This window comes from Pseudomonas sp. GW821-FHT01A09 (assembly GCF_058986725.1).
Genome location: NZ_JBYSWB010000011.1, coordinates 1 through 19756 on the forward strand (window position 1 = coordinate 1; position 19756 = coordinate 19756).

The 19756-nt window shown below is 58.1% G+C and carries 14 protein-coding genes and 1 pseudogene; 7 read left to right on the forward strand and 8 right to left on the reverse strand.

Going from position 1 to position 19756, the window contains the following annotated elements; translation table 11 throughout:
- Positions 1-310: 310 nt before the first annotated feature.
- Complete coding sequence (locus tag AC3WJP_RS14335; RefSeq protein ID WP_493723895.1) at positions 311-1222, forward strand: CAAX protease; 912 nt, start codon at positions 311-313, stop codon at positions 1220-1222.
- Positions 1223-1291: 69 nt separating this feature from the next.
- Here AC3WJP_RS14335 and AC3WJP_RS14340 read toward each other — a convergent pair whose 3' ends face one another.
- The 5 genes from AC3WJP_RS14340 to AC3WJP_RS14360 all read right to left on the reverse strand — a co-directional run bounded on the left by AC3WJP_RS14340 (position 1292) and on the right by AC3WJP_RS14360 (position 9504).
- Positions 1292-2659, reverse strand: a complete 1368-nt coding sequence (locus tag AC3WJP_RS14340; RefSeq protein ID WP_493723894.1) for a hypothetical protein — start codon at positions 2657-2659, stop codon at positions 1292-1294.
- Positions 2660-3159: 500 nt separating this feature from the next.
- A complete protein-coding gene (locus AC3WJP_RS14345) occupies positions 3160-4560 on the reverse strand; it encodes a tyrosine-type recombinase/integrase (protein ID WP_493723893.1) in 1401 nt (466 codons plus the stop codon).
- On the reverse strand, positions 4553-5161 hold the full coding sequence (locus tag AC3WJP_RS14350) for a hypothetical protein (protein ID WP_493723892.1): 609 nt from the start codon (positions 5159-5161) through the stop codon (positions 4553-4555). Before AC3WJP_RS14350 ends, AC3WJP_RS14345 begins: the two co-directional genes overlap by 8 nt.
- Positions 5148-7244: a hypothetical protein gene (locus AC3WJP_RS14355; RefSeq protein WP_493723891.1), complete on the reverse strand. Its 2097-nt coding sequence runs from the start codon at positions 7242-7244 to the stop codon at positions 5148-5150. The genes AC3WJP_RS14350 and AC3WJP_RS14355 overlap by 14 nt, the downstream gene beginning before the upstream one ends.
- Entirely contained in the window at positions 7231-9504 is a 2274-nt protein-coding gene (locus tag AC3WJP_RS14360; protein WP_493723890.1) for a hypothetical protein, read from the reverse strand. The genes AC3WJP_RS14355 and AC3WJP_RS14360 overlap by 14 nt, the downstream gene beginning before the upstream one ends.
- Before the next feature lie 80 nt (positions 9505-9584).
- On the opposite strand from AC3WJP_RS14360, the pseudogene hrpB reads away from it, so the two are divergent.
- Positions 9585-11741, forward strand: a pseudogene (gene hrpB, locus AC3WJP_RS14365) (ATP-dependent helicase HrpB); the annotation flags it as partial.
- A 131-nt stretch (positions 11742-11872) separates the two neighbouring features.
- Here the strand turns inward: hrpB and AC3WJP_RS14370 are convergent.
- The gene (locus AC3WJP_RS14370) at positions 11873-12886 is read right to left on the reverse strand and encodes a zinc-dependent alcohol dehydrogenase family protein (protein WP_493723889.1); all 1014 of its coding nucleotides are present in this window, start codon (positions 12884-12886) and stop codon (positions 11873-11875) included.
- 99 nt (positions 12887-12985) lie between these two features.
- Between AC3WJP_RS14370 and AC3WJP_RS14375 the strand changes: the two genes are divergently transcribed.
- The gene (locus AC3WJP_RS14375; protein ID WP_493723888.1) at positions 12986-13882 is read left to right on the forward strand and encodes a LysR family transcriptional regulator; all 897 of its coding nucleotides are present in this window, start codon (positions 12986-12988) and stop codon (positions 13880-13882) included.
- Positions 13883-13981: 99 nt separating this feature from the next.
- On the opposite strand, the gene AC3WJP_RS14380 is transcribed toward AC3WJP_RS14375, so the two are convergent.
- Together AC3WJP_RS14380 and AC3WJP_RS14385 are read right to left on the reverse strand one after the other, a co-directional pair.
- The gene (locus AC3WJP_RS14380; RefSeq protein ID WP_493723887.1) at positions 13982-15067 is read right to left on the reverse strand and encodes an endonuclease/exonuclease/phosphatase family protein; all 1086 of its coding nucleotides are present in this window, start codon (positions 15065-15067) and stop codon (positions 13982-13984) included.
- A gap of 70 nt (positions 15068-15137) precedes the next feature.
- Positions 15138-15809 (reverse strand): YciC family protein, encoded by a 672-nt coding sequence (locus tag AC3WJP_RS14385; protein ID WP_493723886.1) that lies wholly within the window; start codon positions 15807-15809, stop codon positions 15138-15140.
- Positions 15810-16008: 199 nt separating this feature from the next.
- Here AC3WJP_RS14385 and AC3WJP_RS14390 point away from each other — a divergent pair, with 199 nt between their 5' ends.
- From AC3WJP_RS14390 to rhlE1, 4 genes are all read left to right on the forward strand, one after another.
- Entirely contained in the window at positions 16009-16740 is a 732-nt protein-coding gene (locus tag AC3WJP_RS14390; protein WP_493723885.1) for a DUF2076 domain-containing protein, read from the forward strand.
- 284 nt (positions 16741-17024) lie between these two features.
- On the forward strand, positions 17025-17504 hold the full coding sequence (locus AC3WJP_RS14395; RefSeq protein ID WP_493723884.1) for a LabA-like NYN domain-containing protein: 480 nt from the start codon (positions 17025-17027) through the stop codon (positions 17502-17504).
- Between the two features lie 16 nt (positions 17505-17520).
- Entirely contained in the window at positions 17521-18126 is a 606-nt protein-coding gene (locus tag AC3WJP_RS14400) for a 3'-5' exonuclease (RefSeq protein ID WP_493723883.1), read from the forward strand.
- A 201-nt stretch (positions 18127-18327) separates the two neighbouring features.
- Positions 18328-19659: an RNA helicase RhlE1 gene (gene rhlE1, locus AC3WJP_RS14405; protein WP_493723882.1), complete on the forward strand. Its 1332-nt coding sequence runs from the start codon at positions 18328-18330 to the stop codon at positions 19657-19659.
- Positions 19660-19756 lie beyond the last annotated feature (97 nt).

Consider the following 19756-nt stretch of genomic DNA (forward strand, 5'->3'; position numbering starts at 1 on the left):
TAGTCATAAACATACCCGTTTGCCTATCCCTTATCTTAAGGGGGGAACGGTGTCCTGTCTTTCATGGGGCTCGTTCATAGGAGAAGCACGAATGGCTAAGAGGAGACAGAGGGGAAGAGGACGAGATTACGTCTCTCCCAGAAACGAAAACCCCGGCTCGAGGCCGGGGCGGGTGTTTCGTGGTCTTTGCAAGGAGTCGTAAGCTTTCGCTCATTGGAGCTCAGTGCCAACCTGTGAATCAATCCTACGAGTGGTTGACACCCATGTCAACCCCCATTTATACAGGCGCCTCGCCGAAAGGAATCCGAGAATGCCGCACACTGTCCAGTATAGACCCCAGCTAATCGACCAGCTCATCAGTTCCCACCGCATCGCCAGCTACAGCAAGGTATTTTCGACCAGTAATGACGCGGAGCTGGTAGGGGCTTACCTGTGGAACTCCCACATTTGTGGCGTTCTCTATCCTCTGCTCAGCGCGGCTGAGGTCACGTTACGAAACTCAATTGACACCGCTCTGACAGCTGATATTGGCAAGTTCTGGTGGAAGGCGGGGAAGCTCAAGTATAAAAGCTTCGCCCCTGGCACACCTGCGCCGGACGTGGTTGACAAGCTGACAAAAAATTTTGGATCAGCCTTCAACACTGCTCGATTCGAGCGCAGGAGTCGGCAGGTGAGCGGGAGTCCAGATCACCAAGAGGTCGTAGCAAAAACGGAGTTTTCCACATGGGAGTTCGTTCTTGATAACGAATACATGGGCAACAACCTCATTTGGCCCAAGAATCTGGGACGGGTTTTCAAGGGACAATGGCCAACGAGTCAGGCCGGTGCAATGCTAGCCGGGTGTAAGGATCAGGTGGCACTGGTAAGGAAGTTCCGAAATCGGGTGTTCCATCATGAACCCGCGTGGAAGCGTTTCAACGTCACCAATGAACAGCAGGCGGTAGCTCACCTCCACGAGAAGATCGGCAAAATCACCGATCTGATTTGTTGGATATCACCGGAAAAAATCGATCTTCTTGAAAAAAGCGGCGTTATCCGAACCGCCTATCGGGCCTGCTCCGTAGCCGAGATTCAGCGTTTCAAGTACCAGTGTAAGACCAGCACGGTCAAAAGCATGGCCAAGCTCATTAAGGTCGCTGAGGCTGCCAGTGCCGGAAATGAAGTCCTCCAGATCGCGGTATATGGAAGGCGCAAGCAGGTATATACCCTCCATCCCGCCTGAGTGCCCTGAGATCAGCCAGAACGTATCCGCCCTGGCGTCGGGCGAAGCGTGAATGGCCTTGAGCAGGGCTCACTTGGGGGCAACGTAGTAGCGAACCGATGACTCCAGGAAGCGTTTGTTGAGGTACTCAGGCGTGAGTTGACCGGCCTCTTGGAGATTGGCGAGCAGCTTCTCATCAAGCAACACGAGTTCAGGGCTCACGGGTAGTGCCAGGAAGCGTTGCTCGAAAAGGGCTACGTTCGAGTCGGGGAGAATAAATTTCTCTCTGGGTGTTGAGAAGGGCACCCATACAGTGTCCTTAATCAGCTCCCGGCCTCTGATGAAGAACGATGTGAGTGCCATGCTCACAACCGTGCGGGCTGCGGCATGTGGGTTTCCAGCTACCCTGAGGATTCGGACAGTATCGTGCACCTGCTCAATCTCATCCTTCTCAAGCTCAGCCTGAGACGGTGCCCAAGTCGGGGGCTCCATGATCGAGTCGTAAAGCGGTCTTTCTTTGGCTGCAAAGTAGGCCCGTGCTGCCAGCATCACGAAATATTCTGTGATCCAGGGGGAGCGAGCGATGCTTCCGGTTTCTGCGAATATCGTCAGTTGTTGCTGATAATTGTCCTCGTTCGTTTTGATCATGCCTTGCTCAGCAGGCTGATCCCAAAGACGGGCAACAACAAACGAGTTCTTAGGTGCGCGGTTCAGCGGCTCGCCACTCGATTTGTCTATGATCGTAAGCAGGTCTTCACCGCCTAACCACTGTTTCAAGTGCTTTTGGGGGATGACGTGTTGATTGACCGTAATATCGTTCGGGTTTTTTACACGCTTCCCATCTTCGTTTAGATTTTCGATTGGCTTTTCGTGAGGGGAGTGGTCTTTCTGATACATGTTTCTGGTCTCATTCGTTAAGGGGGCGGGCCGGTGGGCGGTGATATCCGGATCGCTACTGACGATGGAAACACCGTCTTTACCGAGCGACCACTTGGCGTCACGTCGAATTAGTTGAATAGCCGCTTGGAGGAGGAGTCCTCTGGCGTAGTAAACTTGGTCAGAATCCTGCTGCCCTTCGTAGGTGATCGACATGCCCAGAGTGAGCACCCCAGTCGCCTCGATGTAGGAGGCCGATTGCACCTGGCAGTCGCTGATGGAAAACTGACCTAGGTTGGTTTCGTCCATGGCGCGGGAAAGCACCTGCTTTAGCTCTTGATCCAGTTGAGAGAAAACATCGTCCTTGTGGATCGCGTCTTTGAAGTCACGCACGCCGAAGACGGCGAGCATCAAGCGCGGATCCGTGTGGCTTCGCTGGGCGACGACAACGAGCTCGTGGTACTCCTCGAACCCTGCCTGACGCGCAAGCGCTTCTTGAGCAGCAGAAAGCGTCATGCCGCATTGGCGACGATGCTGCTTGGCTCGCGATTTGAAAATGCTTAGAGGGGAAAAATCAGACATAGCAGTGTCACCAAAACCATTCGACGCTTTGGTTACCGATTGCCTGTTCACCGGGCAGCGCCTGGTAGGGACATGCCGATGTAAAACGAGTGGGTGTATCTTCGATGGGCTATTGCTTCGCGAAACAGGCGCCAGGCGACCATCACCGCCTGGCTTGATCATAGGTCAGGCAAATTCACTCTGCAATAGCCTGCGGGAGGGGCGCATCAGGTTGCTTCGCGGGGAGTGTCTTGGAGCTTGCTCGGGTATCAGGCACAACCGCAAGCGGAGCGCGCCGGCTCAGGATGGGCCAGAGGCTTGAGGACAAAAGTCCTGGGTGCCAAAACCGGGCGCAGCCGGGGTTTGGTAAACGAGAGCCGCTCTCCGGAGGGGCGAAGCCCAAAACGTATAGCGTAATGACTCCGATACGGGACATTGAGGCCATTTTTGCCCCTTAATGCGCCCATATGGGGGCATTAGAAGTCTCGCCCCATCGCCGAATCGCACCTTTGTGGTAACAGTCATTTGGGCTTAGCGTCATACCTGGCTAGCTCGCGATCACGCAGTTCCATCAATTCGTCACTCTTGCGCACGAACTCATCCGGAGTGATGTTTTTGAGCTTGAACTTTTTGTAGAGAGCATCGTACTTCTTCTGGTAAAGTGCCAGGGTAGTAGTCCTATGTACGCTTTCGGCGGCATCACCTATGCCATTGTCTCCCTCAAATACTTTTGTTAGGTAGTCCCTCAAAGAATCGATACGTTTATGGCCTGTCCACTCTCTTACCTTACGCAAGAACTCTCTGTCGCTAATCAGCGCCGCTTCGAAATCATCCTTGCTTTCAAATTTGTGTCGTTCGATGAGTAACGTGAACAAGTTTGTGATAAAAGCGTGACGGAACATGTGAGCGCATGCCTGCTCTTCTATGCCAGCAGCCTTTCTTATTAGCAATATGGTCGATGTCAGTGACTCGACAGCTAATGGGCGACCAGTTGTCTGAGAGATGAACAGGTAATCGTTGTTATTCTCTGGGTGTTTTTTTATTATTTTCTGTCTTTCGTGAATGTATTTCTTTACCTCATTTAAAGCAATTGCGTTGACAGGGACTTCGCGGATGAAGGCCTCCCCTCGCTTGAGCGTCACTAGCCTCAGCATTGGGTACTTCATGAGTAGAGCATCTCGTAACGCCGATAACGTTAATGACGCAATTTCTGCTCGACGGGCGCCGGTATGCTGAAGCAATGTTATTAAGGCAAAGTGTCGTGCCTTCAGGAAGTCCGACCCGCTTCCTGAGTTAACAGCCAGTTCCATGCTATCGATGTTGTGAAGGGGGATTGGGCCGCGTGTGTGTTCGCGAAAGGGTAAGGGGTGCGCATGGTGTGAAGTGGTATGTATCGCGACATTTTGATTATTGAACGTACGGATAACTTCTTCTGTGGTTAGTTTTATGGTTCCTTTGCTTGAAACGAAATTAGGGTCACCATGAAAATCCCCAATCCATGCAAGAAATTTTAAGCATTCCCTGCCAATGTTTATTGTGGTTCCGTCTTTCCTCTTCGGCTTGCCGGGACGTGTCGGGTGGGGTTCTTCTATTAATTCGATAATGAAGTCTTCATAGAATTTGTCAGTTATGTGATAGGGGTCAATACCATGCTGCCAGCAGCATTTTATAAGCAGGCTGATATTGCTAGCATACTGGCCTATCGTCCCGCCTTTGCTGTCCTGTCTACGGCCATCAGCGGAAATTTGTTGATGCTTTCTGGAGAGATGAAGTAGGTACAGGTTTGCGATATGGCACGGGTAGTTATCAGGCCACTTGATGTAGGGGAATTTATAGAATGACTTCTTTCGAGCCTTAGTCGAGGAAAATCTATGAAATAGATCTGCATGATCTAATGTTTCCACAAGAAAACCGTCAGTCATTTTTCCTACCCTTGGCCGTGATCGATACGACCGGTGCCTTTTGTATTGATGGGATTTGATACATTTCAGGGTTCAGGCTGGTAATCGCGGTAATGCGTTTCAAGATTTCCGCAGCACGAATCTTGCGAGTGACTTCATCTGGAGCGCTAACAACACCATCCAGTTTGCTGCGAGCGTCGGACAATGTTTGAAGGAGTATTAGGTTTGCGCGTTTGTGTATGTCCAGGTTGAGATTAGCCTCCGCCAATTGCTTAAGGAGCGCTTCGCGCGTTCTATTGTTTTTCGGAAGCGGCTTTCCCTCTTCCTTTTTGATAGCCAATACAGCATTTTTACGCAGGCGATCTATAGCGTCAAACCCCCCTGGTAGTCGCTCCTCAGATCTTTGCTTAAATGTGTTGAGGCTTAGAGGCAATATTTTCAGCGTTTCACCCTCGACCGTGGTCAGTAATTCGAGCTTTGCAAAGGATGCTTGGCTAATAAGTGCTTCTCTAACCACGGCATTGTCGAGATACTTTGATGGCGTCGAGATTACCGCTAGCAATAATTTTCTAGCGTTCTCAATTGACGCGGTTTGAATAGTTTTAACTTCATCCCAATTCATCTTGTTTCCTCAAAACAACAAGTATTTCAACCCGGAACCCGGTGTCACTCTCCAAGAAAACAGGCTCCATGGTCATCTGTCCGGTTTCCATAAGAAAATCAAAGTATCCTGCAAGCTTTTCCGCATCCATTACTGACACATTCCGAGTCCCAAATTTATCCTCAATCTGGTCAATCACATCAGTATAGTGCGTGGCGCCTCCCGTGGTCATATGCTCACTTAGAGCCTGTGCCAGGGTGTTTCGGAGCTCCTTGCCAGGCAGCTCCTCTGTTATGTAGTTCCAGATGTGCGCCGGGTCAGTGTGCCCGAACATCCACTGGAGGATGTCCGCGTTCGCCCCGTAGCCACAGTGCAGGAAAACCAAGGCAAAGAACCGCCTTAGCTGATGCTGACGGATGTAGTAGCGCCGCCCTTGGCCGTCACGCTCGACCTCGAAATAGTCGCAGAACAGGTCAATGTTCTTGTAGTAAAGGTAAACGTCGCAGGGTGTCAAAGAGCTTGTGCCGATGACGCCAGGGGATGAGAACAGGGGAAGACAGTGATCGATGAAGCCAATCTCGACCAGCTCCTTTTGGAAGTCGATCAGCGTCTGAACCATCTCTGCTGCGAGAGGATCGATGGGGCGCGCGTTCTGAGCCCTTAGGCCTTTCAGGCCGCGACTGGACTTCGCGATGCGAGCGATCAGCCAGCTTTTGTCCTCGCTGAGGCAGTTGGTCGGGTCGAGGCTGCGTAGCTCACTGCCACGCTTCGCCATGGTTGCTCCAACCAACAACTGGATGGCCCCGTAGTAAACCCCGATAAGCTCCAGTAGACCTGCGTTGCCCCGTAGCTTGCCAAAGTAAACTTCCTTGGATTCTTTGAGTTCAGTGCCAGGATCCCTACCGCTGGAGCGAGTCGAAATGCCCAGGTACTGCACCCCTAGATCAGCGATGGCGGGTTCGAGGAGCGCGAGGATAGTCTCCTCCGGGATGCCTGTGATGTTCACCTTGTGTTTGACGGAATAATTGGCGATGTTCACATAACTTTTAAGAAGCTGTGGGCCGTGTTCAAAGTGGAACTCAATCCCATCCTTGATCGCCTTGAAGATGATTGGGGTAGGGACGTTTTTGAAACGTCCCATTTTCGCACCGTTAACCTTAAAGGTGGCAATATCTCTGAGATCTTGTTTGCTGGGGAGCTTGAAGTCGAGGGTCGAGATCTTTTGCAAGAAGGTAAAAGCAGTACGATATAAGACCAAGTCCCGTTTGGTCATGCGGTCTGGGTTGCCATTAGTGACTGGGACGCTGTCGAACTCACGAATAAAACGGTCTGCGCGCCAGACAAAGCCTAATATGCTGTGTAGAGGCTTGAGTCGCTTTTTTCCTGCTAAAGTGTCTTTGTAAAGAAGTGCGCTAACTCGTTTTGAGTTTACGTTGAGTCCACCATTCGGATTTGTATGATACATCTTGTTAACATAAAGTGCGGCTCGTACACGCGGGATCAGCTCTAGAGGGATCTCCAGAGTATTCTCCTCTATTTGAAGAGGTGTTATATCTGCGAGGGAAGGGGTTTCCTCCAAGCACTCATCAATGATTTCCTCGCTGGTAGTCTTCAAAAGGGACAGGCAGTAGTCCGTGAGGCGGTTGTCCCAGTCGTAGGTACTCTCGGCAACGGAACTGCTAGTGCCGATCTGCTCAATGATGTCGCACATCTCGTCATAGGTAAGCGCGCTCAGGCCATGCTCTACCAGCTGTAATGCCTCAGCCCTTTGAAGGATATGATCGATAACCGTGATTGTCCGTCGGAAAGAGGCTGCCTGTGAGGCCCAGCTATTGGTGAAACTAGGCCCTATCGCACTTTCAGTCGAGGCGATCAGCCAGCATTGCAATGAGTGCAGGAGTTTGACGTGCTGCGGATCTGTTAATAACGAACCGTCGTACAGGTGGACATGCCAGTCGAGATCTTGGTCAGTCTTGTAACCAAAATTGTATTTCCATACGGGCTCCAGAAAGCTTGATACAAGCCAAGGTGCGGACATGAAGTGTGCTATCTCGCGCTTCTTGAACAGGCTGGCAAAATGGGCAAGGTGTTCAGGATACTGCATGGATCATGTTCTCGTAGGCACTGGGGTTGCAGTTCTTGAGTGCGCACTCCAAGTGTGCGTGTAGGACATTGTCGCGGCTTTTGAGGATGTATTTTTCGACTGTGTCGCAGACCCCGGCCCAGTATTTGGCCAGTCCTCGAACAGCTTGCGGCGTCTTACTCAGCGTGATGGCTTCCCTGATCGACACAAGCGCGGTCATGCTTTCAGATGATACCGCTATACCCACCTCGACTACCTCGCCATTTTCCAAGAGATTTTCCTCCTTGGTTTTGAGGCTGTCGGGCACCTCCTTGAGCGTGTACCGACTCAAAAACTCATGAAGCTGTTCGAGCTTGTTAAATTTGGAAGCACGAAGCAGGTATTTACTGTCTTTCATGGCTTCGCAGATGATGCCCTTCTGGAATATGCGCACGTACCGGGTTACGAAAAAATCGTAGATCGCGGTGGGCAGGTAGGAGTCCAGCAGGTCTCGGCTCAGGTGGGCGTGGCCGAGCTTTCTGGCTAATCTCGATAAGTTGTGATTCTGAATGTAATCGACGACCGCTGCCTGAGCGCGAACTCTGGAAATCGAGAGCTTCTTAATAAACTCCACCAAGTCCTCGCCCCTCTTCGCTGTATGGGGTGATAACCGCTCAATGAAGAAATTCCGCTTTGCTGTATCTTTCTCGACCGCAGTTCGATTCAGAATGTTGCTGTTGGCAGTTATCGGATAGTTGAAGCTATGCCCACAGGTCAAGAATAGCTTTTGCCATGTCGGATCGCCCTGCTTTTTAAGATACTGGCGAAGTGGCTCTGTGATCTGTTCGACCATACGCACGAGCGCAGCTGCCTTAGGATGCAGCAAAATTTTTTGCTCCGAACTCTTACTCCCACGCCGATCCTTGAATCCAATCAGTACATATCCCTTATCAGTCTTCAGGAACGAAACCCTTTCAGGGCCATCCCAGATCACCAAGTCATCCATAAAAGTGGTGGTGATTTCCGGGTGGTAAAGAGTTAGTAATAACTGAAACGGCAGCATGCTGTAGGTCGTGGGAAGGCCAAGTTTTAGTGCGAGTGCTGGGAGTCTGAATCCGTAACGAATACGCGCGTCAACGGTCGTGCACATTCCTTCTTCTTCGAAGGTACGGCAGACATCTTCAAAGACCAGGTTTTCGAAGTCGAAGTCGTTTCTGGGATTGCGGACAACTCGCTCTAGAATCATCCCGTCCTGGGCGTATCTAATCCGAAGTTTTTGAGCTTTGCGGATTTTCAATGCCTCTGATAGTCCCAATTTTTTGACGCACAAAAGATCACTGCCAATGTCTCCGTAAAGGAGGTCGATAGCCTGTATGTCCGTGACATGCACCGGTACTTCTGTCAGAAGTTTGTCTTTGATTTCAATGCCATGTTTGTTCTTCTTGATGTTCAGCTCTGAACCTCGCCGAGAGATTCCGGGAGGCAAAGGAATGGAGTCTTCTTCACCTGACCATACATCGGTTTTGAGGAAACACCTGATGATCAGGTTGCGCATAGTTCTGAAGGTGCGAGCATTAAGACCTGTGCTTTCATTACGCTCATATTCAGTCTCTTGGTAGTGCCAGAAAAAATCCCTGAAAAATTCTTCAAGGATTTCCGGGGACTTGAAAGCTGCCGGGGGGAAACGAAAGCTATGCTCAGCTATGTACATGGCGAGCTTGTTAATCATATGGCTCGAGACTTTGGCGCGCTTTATAGAGTCGCGCCTGATCGCTTCGTGGAAGGACTTCGTGAACTCGGGCCCGTGCGAGTGATACATCGCAGTCAGTTTGAGATAAACCGATTTTCCCTTTTTACCCCTGACCATCCAACCACTCCAGAAGGACACGGCCTCCGGATCTAGCTTGTGCTTACTCTCTTGCCATACCTGGTCGAAGTGAGCCAATCGGGCACGCGACCAAGTCACTGGTTGCAGGCCGGGCACCTGATCTATCAAACCAGAAATCATTTCAGCCGCTGTGATTGAGCGGATCCGGACGACCTCGTCTGCAAGTTGGGTAAGGTCGCCAACATGAAGGTTTCCAAGAAAGCTTTCGATTAGCCACGTTAGCTTTTGGGCTTCGAGGTTTGACAGGCTGAGGTGCTCGCCTAGGCAGTGGCAGTGACAGTCGAAAAGCTGAAGTGCATTCCCCCTCAACGCATCGAATCTTGTGGGGGTCATCAAAAGCTTGCACGCCAGCTCATCATCAATGGCTTGAAGTGGGTAGTGAGGCAGGTAGGCCTTGCTCTTGATGATTGTCACGGTTTTTTTTGTCCATGATTTCGGTCTTAGTCCAGAAAGGGTAGTGGTTAAGTAGGATTTTGACAACATGTCAAATCAGCAAACTCCAAGAACGCAGCCTCGATGCCGACCTGGCGCTGGCCTTGAGCCTGAACGGCCGCGAGCTGCTGCGCGATGACCCGCCGCTGAAGATTCTGCTGATGTCCGCGACCCTGGAAGGCGAGCGGCTATCAGCCATGCTCGATGACGCGCCGGTGATCCGCAGCGAGGGGCGGATGTTCCCGGTGGTGACCCGTTGGGGCAAGCCGTTCGCGCCCGGGGAATATATCGAACCGAGGGTGCAGAACACCGTGCTCGACGCCCTCAATGACGAGTCCGGCAGCCTGCTGGTGTTCCTGCCGGGGCAGGCCGAGATCCGCCGCGTGGCGCAAAATCTGAGTGAAGCCCTGAGCGGGCGGGACGACGTGCTGATCTGCCCGCTGCATGGTGAGCTGGACCTGAACGCGCAGCGTGCGGCCATCGATCCGGCGCCGCCGGGCAAGCGCAAGGTCGTACTGGCCACCAACATCGCTGAAACCAGTTTGACCATCGACGGCGTACGAGTGGTGATCGATGCCGGTCTGGCGCGGGTGCCGCGTTTCGACCCCAACAGCGGCATGACGCGGCTCGATACTCAGCGCATTTCCCGCGCCAGTGCGACCCAGCGCGCGGGCCGGGCAGGGCGTCTGGAGCCGGGTGTGTGTTACCGCCTGTGGTCCGAGGCGCAGCACGAGCAGCTGGCGGCGTACGGCAGTGCCGAGATTCTGCAGGCGGACCTGGCCGGGCTGGCCTTGCAGCTGGCGCGCTGGGGGGTGACGCCGGATCAACTGGCCTGGCTGGACGCGCCACCGGCCGCCGCCTATGCACAGGCCGGGGACTTGTTGCAGCGCCTCGGTGCTGTGGCGGAGCAGGGTCAAACGACGCTGACGCCGCACGGCCAGGCCATGGCGCAACTGCCCGCGCATCCGCGGATCGCGCATCTGCTGTTGCGTGGGCAGGCGCTGGGGCTGGCGGACTTGGCGTGTGATGTCGCCGCCATGCTCGGCGAGCGCGACATTCTGCGCGGCGCAGGTGCCGATCTGCACAGCCGTTTGGCGTTGCTAAGCGGCGAACAGCGCGCCGCTCGCGGGGCGCAGGGGGGCGTGCAGCGGATCAAGCAGTTGGCGCGACAGTACCGAGGTTATTTGCCGAAGCAGCCGGCCTCGCAAGCGGTCACCGATCCGGATCACTCGCGCTGGCTGGGGGCCTTGTTGGCGTTGGCTTATCCGGATCGAGTGGCCCATCAACGTCGCGCCGGTGGTGCCGAATACCGCCTCGCCAACGGCCGGGCCGCGCTGTTCGGCGAGGCCGATGCCTTGATGAAGCACGAATGGATCGTCATCGCCGACCTCGGCAGCCGCCAGGGCCAGCGCGAAGAGCGCATCTACCTGGCCAGCGATTTCGATCCGCAGTTGTTCGATGACGTGTTGGCCGAACAGGTGCGCAGCGTCGAGCAACTCGACTGGGACGAACGCGAAGGGGTGATGGTCGCCGAGCGCCAGCGCAAGGTCGGCGCGCTGATCCTCAGCCGCGAGCCCTTGACCGGTCTGGACGCCGACGCCCGCGCCCGTGCCTTGCTCGGCCTGGTGCGGCGCAAGGGCCTGGCGCTGCTGCCGTGGACGCCGGAGCTGCGCCAGTGGCAGGCGCGGGTGGGCCTGCTGCGCGGCCTGGATGTCGCGGCGGGCAAGCCGAGCGAGTGGCCGGACGTCAGCGACGACGCGCTGCTGGCGAGCCTGGAACACTGGTTGCAGCCCTATCTGGGCAAAGTCTCGCGCCTGAGCCATTTCGCCCAGCTGGACCTGCCGTCGATCATCCGCAATCTGCTGCCCTGGCCGCTGCCGCAACGGCTCGACGAGTACGCACCGCAGCAACTGCCAGTGCCGTCGGGCTCCTCGGTGCGCCTGGATTACAGCGAAACGCCGCCGGTGCTGGCGGTGCGGTTGCAGGAACTGTTCGGCCTGGCGCAGACCCCGAGCGTGGCCCAGGGCCGCCAGCCGGTGCTGTTGCATCTGCTGTCCCCAGCGCGGCGGCCGGTGCAGGTGACGCAGGATCTGGCGAGTTTCTGGGCCAACACCTATGAACAGGTGAAGAAGGATTTGAAGGGGCGGTATCCGAAGCATTACTGGCCGGATGATCCGTTGGTGGCCGAAGCGACGGCGCGCATCAAACCCCGGAAATAACCGTCTGCCCCCAGGTTCCATGTAGCGAGGGGGCTTGCCCCCGATACGGTGGGTCAGTCGCACGCGTGATGGCTGATGCAACCTATCGGGAGCAAGCCCCCTCGCCACAGGGTTGAACCCACAAGCGTGAATCAATCCACGACCCGAATCACCACCTTGCCAAAATGCGCCCCACTGCGCAGATGCTCGAACGCCGCCCGCGCTTCGGCGAAACCGAACACCTGATCGATCACCGGCGCAATCTGCCCTTGCGCCGTCGCCTGCACGGTAGCCTCCAGCAAAGACCGATCGCCTACATTGGTCGAACGCAAACTCGCTCCCGCCCCCATCAGATCGAAGTAATCCAGCGGCGCGCCGGTCTCGCCAAGAAAGCCCACCAGCACCACTTCGCCATGAAAGCTCACTGCCCGCAGCGATTGCTTGAGGGTGGCTGGCCCGCCGACCTCGACCACCCGATCCACGCCCTGGCCACCGGTCAATTCCCGCACGGCGGCGCCCCAGTCGGACGTATCGCGATAGTTGAGCACCTCATCGGCGCCGAGGGCCTTGAGCCGTTCGGCCTTGCTCGCTGACGAAGTCGTAGCGATCACCCGCGCGCCCATGGCCTTGGCGTATTGCAGCGCAAACACTGACACCCCGCCGCTGCCCAGTGTCAGCACCGTTTGCCCCGGGCCGACCGGCAGTTGGCCATTGACCGAGTTCCACGCAGTGACCGCCGCGCAGGGCAGCGTCGCGCCTTGCTCGTGACTCAGCCCATCCGGCAGGCGCACCACGGCCTCGCGGGACACTACCTTGAAGGAGGTCAGCCAGCCGTCGCGATCGTAGCCGTAGCTGCCAATGGCCCGCTCCGCGCGTTTGCGACCGCCGAACCAGCGGGGATGGAACAGGCTGACCACCCGATCGCCGGGGCGGAAATCATCGACATCCTCACCCACCTCGACCACTTCGGCCGAGGCATCGCTGACGGGAATGCCGTTGGCGATGGCTGGTTTGAGGATGCGCCCGTCGATCAGCGCCAGGTCGCGGTAGTTCAGCGACACCGCATGGACCCGCAGCAGCAATTCGCCTCTTTGCGGCACGGGCATGGGCTCGTCGCGCAGACGCAGGCCGTCGAGGGAGGGGCTGTTGAAGCGATAGCTTTGCATGGTGTTTCTCCAATGGGAGGGAAGTGGGACCCATGCTATTGCTTTGGAAAAATTGATAAATGGGCTATAGCTTGCAGGACTCTCAAGGAAAATTTGCCAATGAACCTGCTCAAGTCCATGCAGCTGTTCGTGCTCGCCGTCGACAAAGGCAGCTTGACCGCCGCTGCCGATGAGGCCGGATTGACGCCGACCATGGTTGGCAATCACCTGCGCGCGCTGGAAGAGCACGTCGGCATGCAGTTGCTCAATCGCACCACGCGTCAGCAGCATCTCACCGCGTTTGGCGCCAATTACTACGATCGCTGCGTGGAAATCCTCGGTCTGGTAGAGGCCTCCGAGACCATGGCGTCCAGTGCCCGCGCCGAGCCGCAGGGGCGTTTGCGGGTGACCATCCCACACGCGTTCGGGGCCGAGCGCTTGATGCCCGCGCTCCAGGAATACCTGGCGCAATACCCCAAGGTCGAGCTGGAGATCAGCTTTACCGACCGTTTGGTGGATTTGCTCGAGGAGGGCTTCGAGGCGGCGATACGCATTGGCGACCTGCCGGACTCCGGCCTTATCGCTCAAGCGCTCCAGCCCCATGATCTGGTGCTCTGCGCAGCACCGGCGTATCTGCAGCGACATTCGGCGCCCAGTCATCCCGCGCAATTGATGGAGCACGACTGCCTGACCTATCAATACGCGACCCGCTCGGCGCTGTCGCTGTGGCGGCTGGTCGGGCCGGATGGCGAGCATGGGGTGCAGGTCAAGGGGCGGGTGCAGATGGACAACGGCCCGGCGTTGCGCGAGGCGGCGGTGGCGGGCATGGGCATCACGCTGTTGCCGCAGGTGGTGGTCGCGGGTGATATCGCCGCGGGCCGCTTGCAGCGGGTGTTGCCAGCGTACAGCGCGCCGGCGCGGCAGCTGCATGTGCTGTACCTGCCGGATCGGCAGGGCTCACCGAAGCTGCGCAGTTTCATCCGCTTCATGGTCGAGCGCTTCGGTCGGACCGTGTAGCGAGGGGGCTTGCTCCCGATACGGTGGGTCAGTCGCAAGCGTGGTGTCTGATGCAGTCTATCGGGGGCAAGCCCCCTCGCTACAGGGCAGCGGCAGGGATTAGCGCGCCGGCAGGCTAAAGGTCGCCAAGACCGGCAGATGATCGGATATCTCCAGCGTATCGTCCTGCCGCACCATGGCCTCCTGGCGCGTGATCCGCGGGCTATGGAACAGATAGTCCACCGTCCGATCCGGGCTGTCGCCGGTCTGGCCGTTGGGATAATGGGTCAGCCATTGCGCGCGGTCGACGCTGTCGACTTCGGCATTGCTGGGGACCATGGGGTACTTGTCCCACAGCAGGTGCAGGTCTGCGTCCGCCGAATAACGTTGTTGCTGATCCGCCGGGAGGCGTTGGCGCTGGCCCAGCGGCAGCAGTTCAAAATCGCCGCCGATCAGCCAGGTTTCACCATGGGCTTCCAACTGGTCGAGCTGCTGGCTGATGGCCTGGAGCTGGCGCAGTTGCGTGTCATGGCTGGCGGTGTAGTGATCGAGGCGGGTATTGAGCACCGCCAGCTGGCCACCGCCCTGGATCGGCAGATAGGCGCTGAGCAGGGCACGCTGAGGCGCGAAGGGCAACTTGAGCGGATTGCCCTCGGTGCGTTGCGGCAGTTGCAGACGCTCGGCGTGCTCGATGCGGTAACGGCTCAGGGTCGCCAGGGTGCGTCCGACGCTGCCCAGAATATGCGCGCTGGGGTCGAAGTCGGCCTTCCACTCATAGGCCTGGGCGGAGCAGGGGTAGAGATCGGCCAGGCGTTCGCGGATCAACGCCAGTTGATCCTGGTAATCACTGGACTTGGCCCCCTTGTCCACGGCCTGCAACAGGACCAGGTCCGGTTGCTCGTCGCGGATGACGCGGGACACTTCATCGAGGTTATAGGCGAGGTCGGCGCTGGTGGCGCGGTCATCGGGGCCGCGGTCGTCGGCCAGCTCGTACCAGAACACATAACGCTTGCCCGCCAAAAACTGTACGTTCCAGGTCATCACCTTGAGGCCCTGGCCGGCGGCCAGCTCGGGCGCGCCGCTGTGGCATTGCACGGCGATGTTCTGCCGGGCCGGCGGTCGCCAGCTCAGCGCGTGTATGGCCACAAATACCAGCAGGATGACCAGGGCGATCAGGATCGAGGTGTAGCGCAGCAGTCGGCTCATGGGCGAGGCAGGTCGGTCAAGGTCATCGCCCGAGCATAACCGAGCCCGGGGGCCGCTGCCCACCCGCGCATCAGGCGGCGCTGTTGTCGAGGTCCGGTTCGGTGACCAGCATGAACAGGCGGAACATCACCACGCTGGTGAACAGTTGCAAGAAGCTGTTGAGGCTGTCGATGATCAGGTCCACAAGGGCGTTCTGGCCGGCCGGGAAGACCATGGCGCTGGCGTCGTCCAGCAGCCACAGCGGTATCAGCGCCGCCAGGATGCACACCATGATCTTCCAGAACCGCCCGCGGCTCAGTTCCAGGCTCTGCTTGATGGCCGCCAGGGGAGACAGGCCGTGCAGCACCAGCAGGTACTCGGAAAACGCCAGTTTGGTCATGATCCACAGCCCCGGCAGGATGAACATCGACATACCCAGCATGATCAGCAGGGTGCTGATGGCGGCCAGCAGGGCGTAAGGCGGCCAGATGCGCAGTGCCACCGCCAGCAGGTCGCGGTGGCGCGGAGTGTCGCCATTGCTGCGGGCATCGAGAAACAGGATCAGCGCCCCGGTGTACAGCGGATAGAACAGCAGCCCGACCAGCACGTCGAACACCGGCGAACCATCCGGGCCGACCAGGTGCCCGACCAGTTGCCGGCCAAGGGATTCGAGCACCAGCAACGGCAGGCACAGTTGCGCAATCGCCCACAGGTTGCGTTGGCAGAAGTAAAGCGAGTCGCGCAGAACGCTGAGTGGATTCATGGGTCGAAGTATTCACGGTAATAGCAATCGCACACTTTAGACGATGCGCCGGAGCGCTCCAACCGCTGACACCGGTGCGGTAAATAATCTTTCATGGGGCCGGGCTATTGAATCGGCGTTGATGCCGCCCCATTAATCTTTCGTACCCGGTTCACCTTGAACCCGGTCGGATCAATTCCGGCAATCTGACGAGGTCGCCATGAACAGCGATGAACAAACCCTGATCGATGGACTGTTTTCCCGGTTGCAGCAAGCCGAAAAGGACTCAGGCCCGCAGGACGCCTTGGCGCTAGCGCGGATCAAGGAACACGTGGCTGCCCAGCCGAACGTGGCCTACTACATGGCCCAGGCGATTCTGGTGCAGGAAGCCGCTATCAAGCGTCTCGATGAGCAGAACAAAAAGCTGCAGGCCGATCTGGCCCAGGCGCAAGCGCAACTTCAGGCTCAGGCCGCGCCGGCGCCGAGCAGTGGCGGTGGTGGTTTTCTGTCGAGCATCTTCGGCAGTGGCTCCCGCGATTCGGCGCCTGCCGCGCCGCAGCAATCGAACGGCGGCTGGCGTGAGCCGGCACCACGTTATGCCGCGCCGCCACCGCCACAACAGCAATACGCCCAGCCAGCCCCGGCAGCCGCGCCTGCGGGTGGCGGTTTCATGCGTGGCGCGTTGCAGACCGCGGCCGGCGTGGCCGGTGGCGTGATGCTGGCTGAAGGCATCAGCAGCCTGTTCCATCACAACTCCCAGCCTCAGGAAATCGTCGAGGTGTTGCAGGAATCGCCTGCCCAGTCCAACGACTGGGGCGGCGGTGGCGATGAGCAGCAGCGCCTGAGCAACAACGACAGCTGGGGCAACAGTGACTCGGGCGGCTTCGCCGACAGCGGTTACGACGATGGCGGCAGCGGCTTTTTTGCGGATGACGACGATACGTTCGTCTGACCGATAGCCTCGCTGCACAGGACCGGCCTCTGAATGAGGCCGGTTTTTTTTGTGGTATGGGTGTCAGGCATGCGGGCGTCTTCGCGGGCAAGCCTTGCTCCCATAGAGTGGGTTGAGCCTGTTGGAGCAAGGCGTGCCCGCGAAGAGGCCATCAAGGGCACCTGATAAAACACCCGATATCCCGCAGCGAATTCACAGCAACCCGCTTCGGGCTGGCATACTGGCGCCTCTTTCGGGCATTCGTTGCAGTGCCCGCCCCAGCGGTCAGTTCACGAGGACGAGCGGTGAAGAGAATCGCAGTGTTCGCCGATGTACAGAACCTCTATTACACGGTGCGTCAGGCATACGGCTGCCATTTCAACTATGCCGCGCTGTGGGCCGATATCAGCCAGCATGGCGAGATCGTCGAGGCGTACGCCTACGCCATCGACCGCGGCGACAGCAAGCAGCAGCAGTTCCAGCAAATCCTGCGCAACCTGGGCTTCGTGGTGAAGCTCAAGCCGTACATCCAGCGCAGCGACGGTTCCGCCAAAGGGGACTGGGATGTGGGCATCACCATCGATATCATGGACGCCGCGCCCCATGTCGACGAAGTGGTGCTGGCCTCGGGCGATGGTGATTTCGACCTGCTGCTCGAGCGCGTCATCGGCAAGCATGGGGTCAACGCCGTCGCCTACGGCGTGCCGGGGCTGACCGCCAATTCGCTGATTCGCGCCGCCAGCCGTTATGTGCCGATCGACGGCGCGTTGCTGTTGAGAAATTGATCACGTTGGAGCTGTTGTGGACCGTATAGCCGTCATCGACTTTGAAACCACCGGCCTGTCGCCGGGATCCTGCCGCGCCACCGAGATCGCGGTGGTGATGCTCGAGCGCGGGCAGATCGTCGAGCGCTATCAGAGCCTGATGAACGCGGGCGTGCCGATTCCGGCGTTCATCACCGGCCTGACCGGGATTTCCACGGCCATGGTGCGCAAGGCCCCGGCGGCAGCCCAAGTGATGAACGAAGTCGCCGAGTTCGTCGGCGATACGCCACTGGTGGCGCACAACGCCTCGTTCGATCAGAAGTTCTGGGACTACGAGCTGGGCCTGGTGCGCCGCCGCCGTGCGCAATCTTTCGCCTGCTCGCTGTTGCTGTCGCGGCGCTTGCTGCCGGCGGCCCCGGATCACAAGCTCGGTACCCTGACGCGCTGGGCCAACCTGCCGCACACCGGCCAGGCGCACCGGGCCATGGCCGATGCCGAGATGGCCGCCAACCTGCTGCAACACCTGGCCACTGAACTGCGCCAGACCCACGGCCTGAACAACGTCGGCCACGATCTGTTCTGCACCCTGCAGAAAGTCCCCAAGGCGAAGATCGCCGAGGTGCTGCAGCGCCATCGCGGTTAGGTAGGTGCTGGCGATTTTGCGTAAGGCGGCCGGCCTCTTCGCGGGCAAGCCCTGCTCCTACAGTGCAAACCGATCCCGAGCCGTACATCTGTGGGAGCGAGGCTTGCCCGCGAAGAGGCCCTCACTGACACCACATGACACACGAACCGCAGCCTTACAGGTAAACTGCGCGCCATTGCTGAATTTTCTGACGGTATCCCCATGACATTCGCCTCCCTCGGCCTGATCGAACCCCTGCTGCGCGCCCTCGAAACCCTCGGTTATCAGACCCCGACGCCCGTGCAGGCGCAGGCGATACCCGCGGTGCTGGCCGGCCGCGACCTGATGGCGGCGGCGCAGACCGGCACCGGCAAGACCGCCGGTTTCGCCTTGCCGCTGCTGCAGCGCCTGACTCAGGAGGGCGCCGTGGTGGCCCCCAACTCGGTGCGCGCGCTGATCCTGGTGCCGACCCGTGAGCTGGCCGAGCAGGTCCACGCCAATATCGCGGAATACGCCGAACACCTGCCGCTGCGCACTTACGCGGTGTACGGCGGGGTCAGCATCAACCCGCAGATGATGAAGCTGCGCAAGGGCGTCGACCTGCTGGTGGCCACGCCCGGCCGCCTGCTTGACCTGTTCCGTCAGAACGCCGTCAAGTTCTCGCAGTTGCAGACGCTGGTACTGGACGAAGCCGATCGCATGCTCGACCTCGGCTTCTCCGAAGAACTGCGCGACATCTACAAGGCGCTGCCGAAAAAGCGCCAGACGCTGCTGTTTTCCGCGACCTTCTCCGACGCCATTCGGGCCATGGCCGGGCAGACGCTCGACAACCCGGTGAGTATCGAAGTCAGCCCGCGCAATGTGGCGGCCAGCTCGGTCAAACAGTGGGTCGTCACGGTGGATAAGAAGCGCAAGCCGGAGCTGTTCATCCACTTGCTCAAGCAGCAGCACTGGAAGCAGGTGCTGGTGTTCGCCAAGACCCGCAAGGGCGTCGATGAACTGGTGGACCGCTTGCAGGGACTGGGCATCAACGCCGATGGCATTCACGGCGACAAGCCCCAGGCCACCCGTCAGCGCGCGCTGGACCGCTTCAAGGCCAGCGAAGTGCAGATTCTGGTGGCGACCGACGTCGCTGCCCGCGGTCTGGATATCGAAGAGCTGCCGACCGTTGTCAACTTCGACCTGCCAATCGTGGCCGAGGACTATGTACACCGTATCGGTCGTACCGGTCGCGCGGGCTTGAGTGGCGAGGCCATCTCGCTGGTGTGTGCCGATGAAGTGCAGTTGCTGGCGGCGATCGAAGTGCTGACGCGGCAGACGCTGCGCCGAGTGGAAGAGCCGGATTTCGAACCCGATCATCGCGTGCCGGAAACCAGCGCCAGCGGCGAAGTGTTGAAAAAGCCGAAGAAACCGAAAAAGCCCAAGGTCAGTGGCGGCAAGCGCAATCTGGGCAAGTGGGTGGATAGCGGGGATACACCTGAGTCAGTTCCCGCCGCCAAGCCAGTGCGCAAGGTTCCTGCCTTCAACACCGGCCCACGCAAGCGCAAGCCTTGATCTGACAGGTGGCCCGATGTACCTGTAGCGAGGGGGCTTGCCCCCGATTGCGGGGTATCTGGGACATTTGTTCTGTCTGGGCCACCGCGATCGGGGG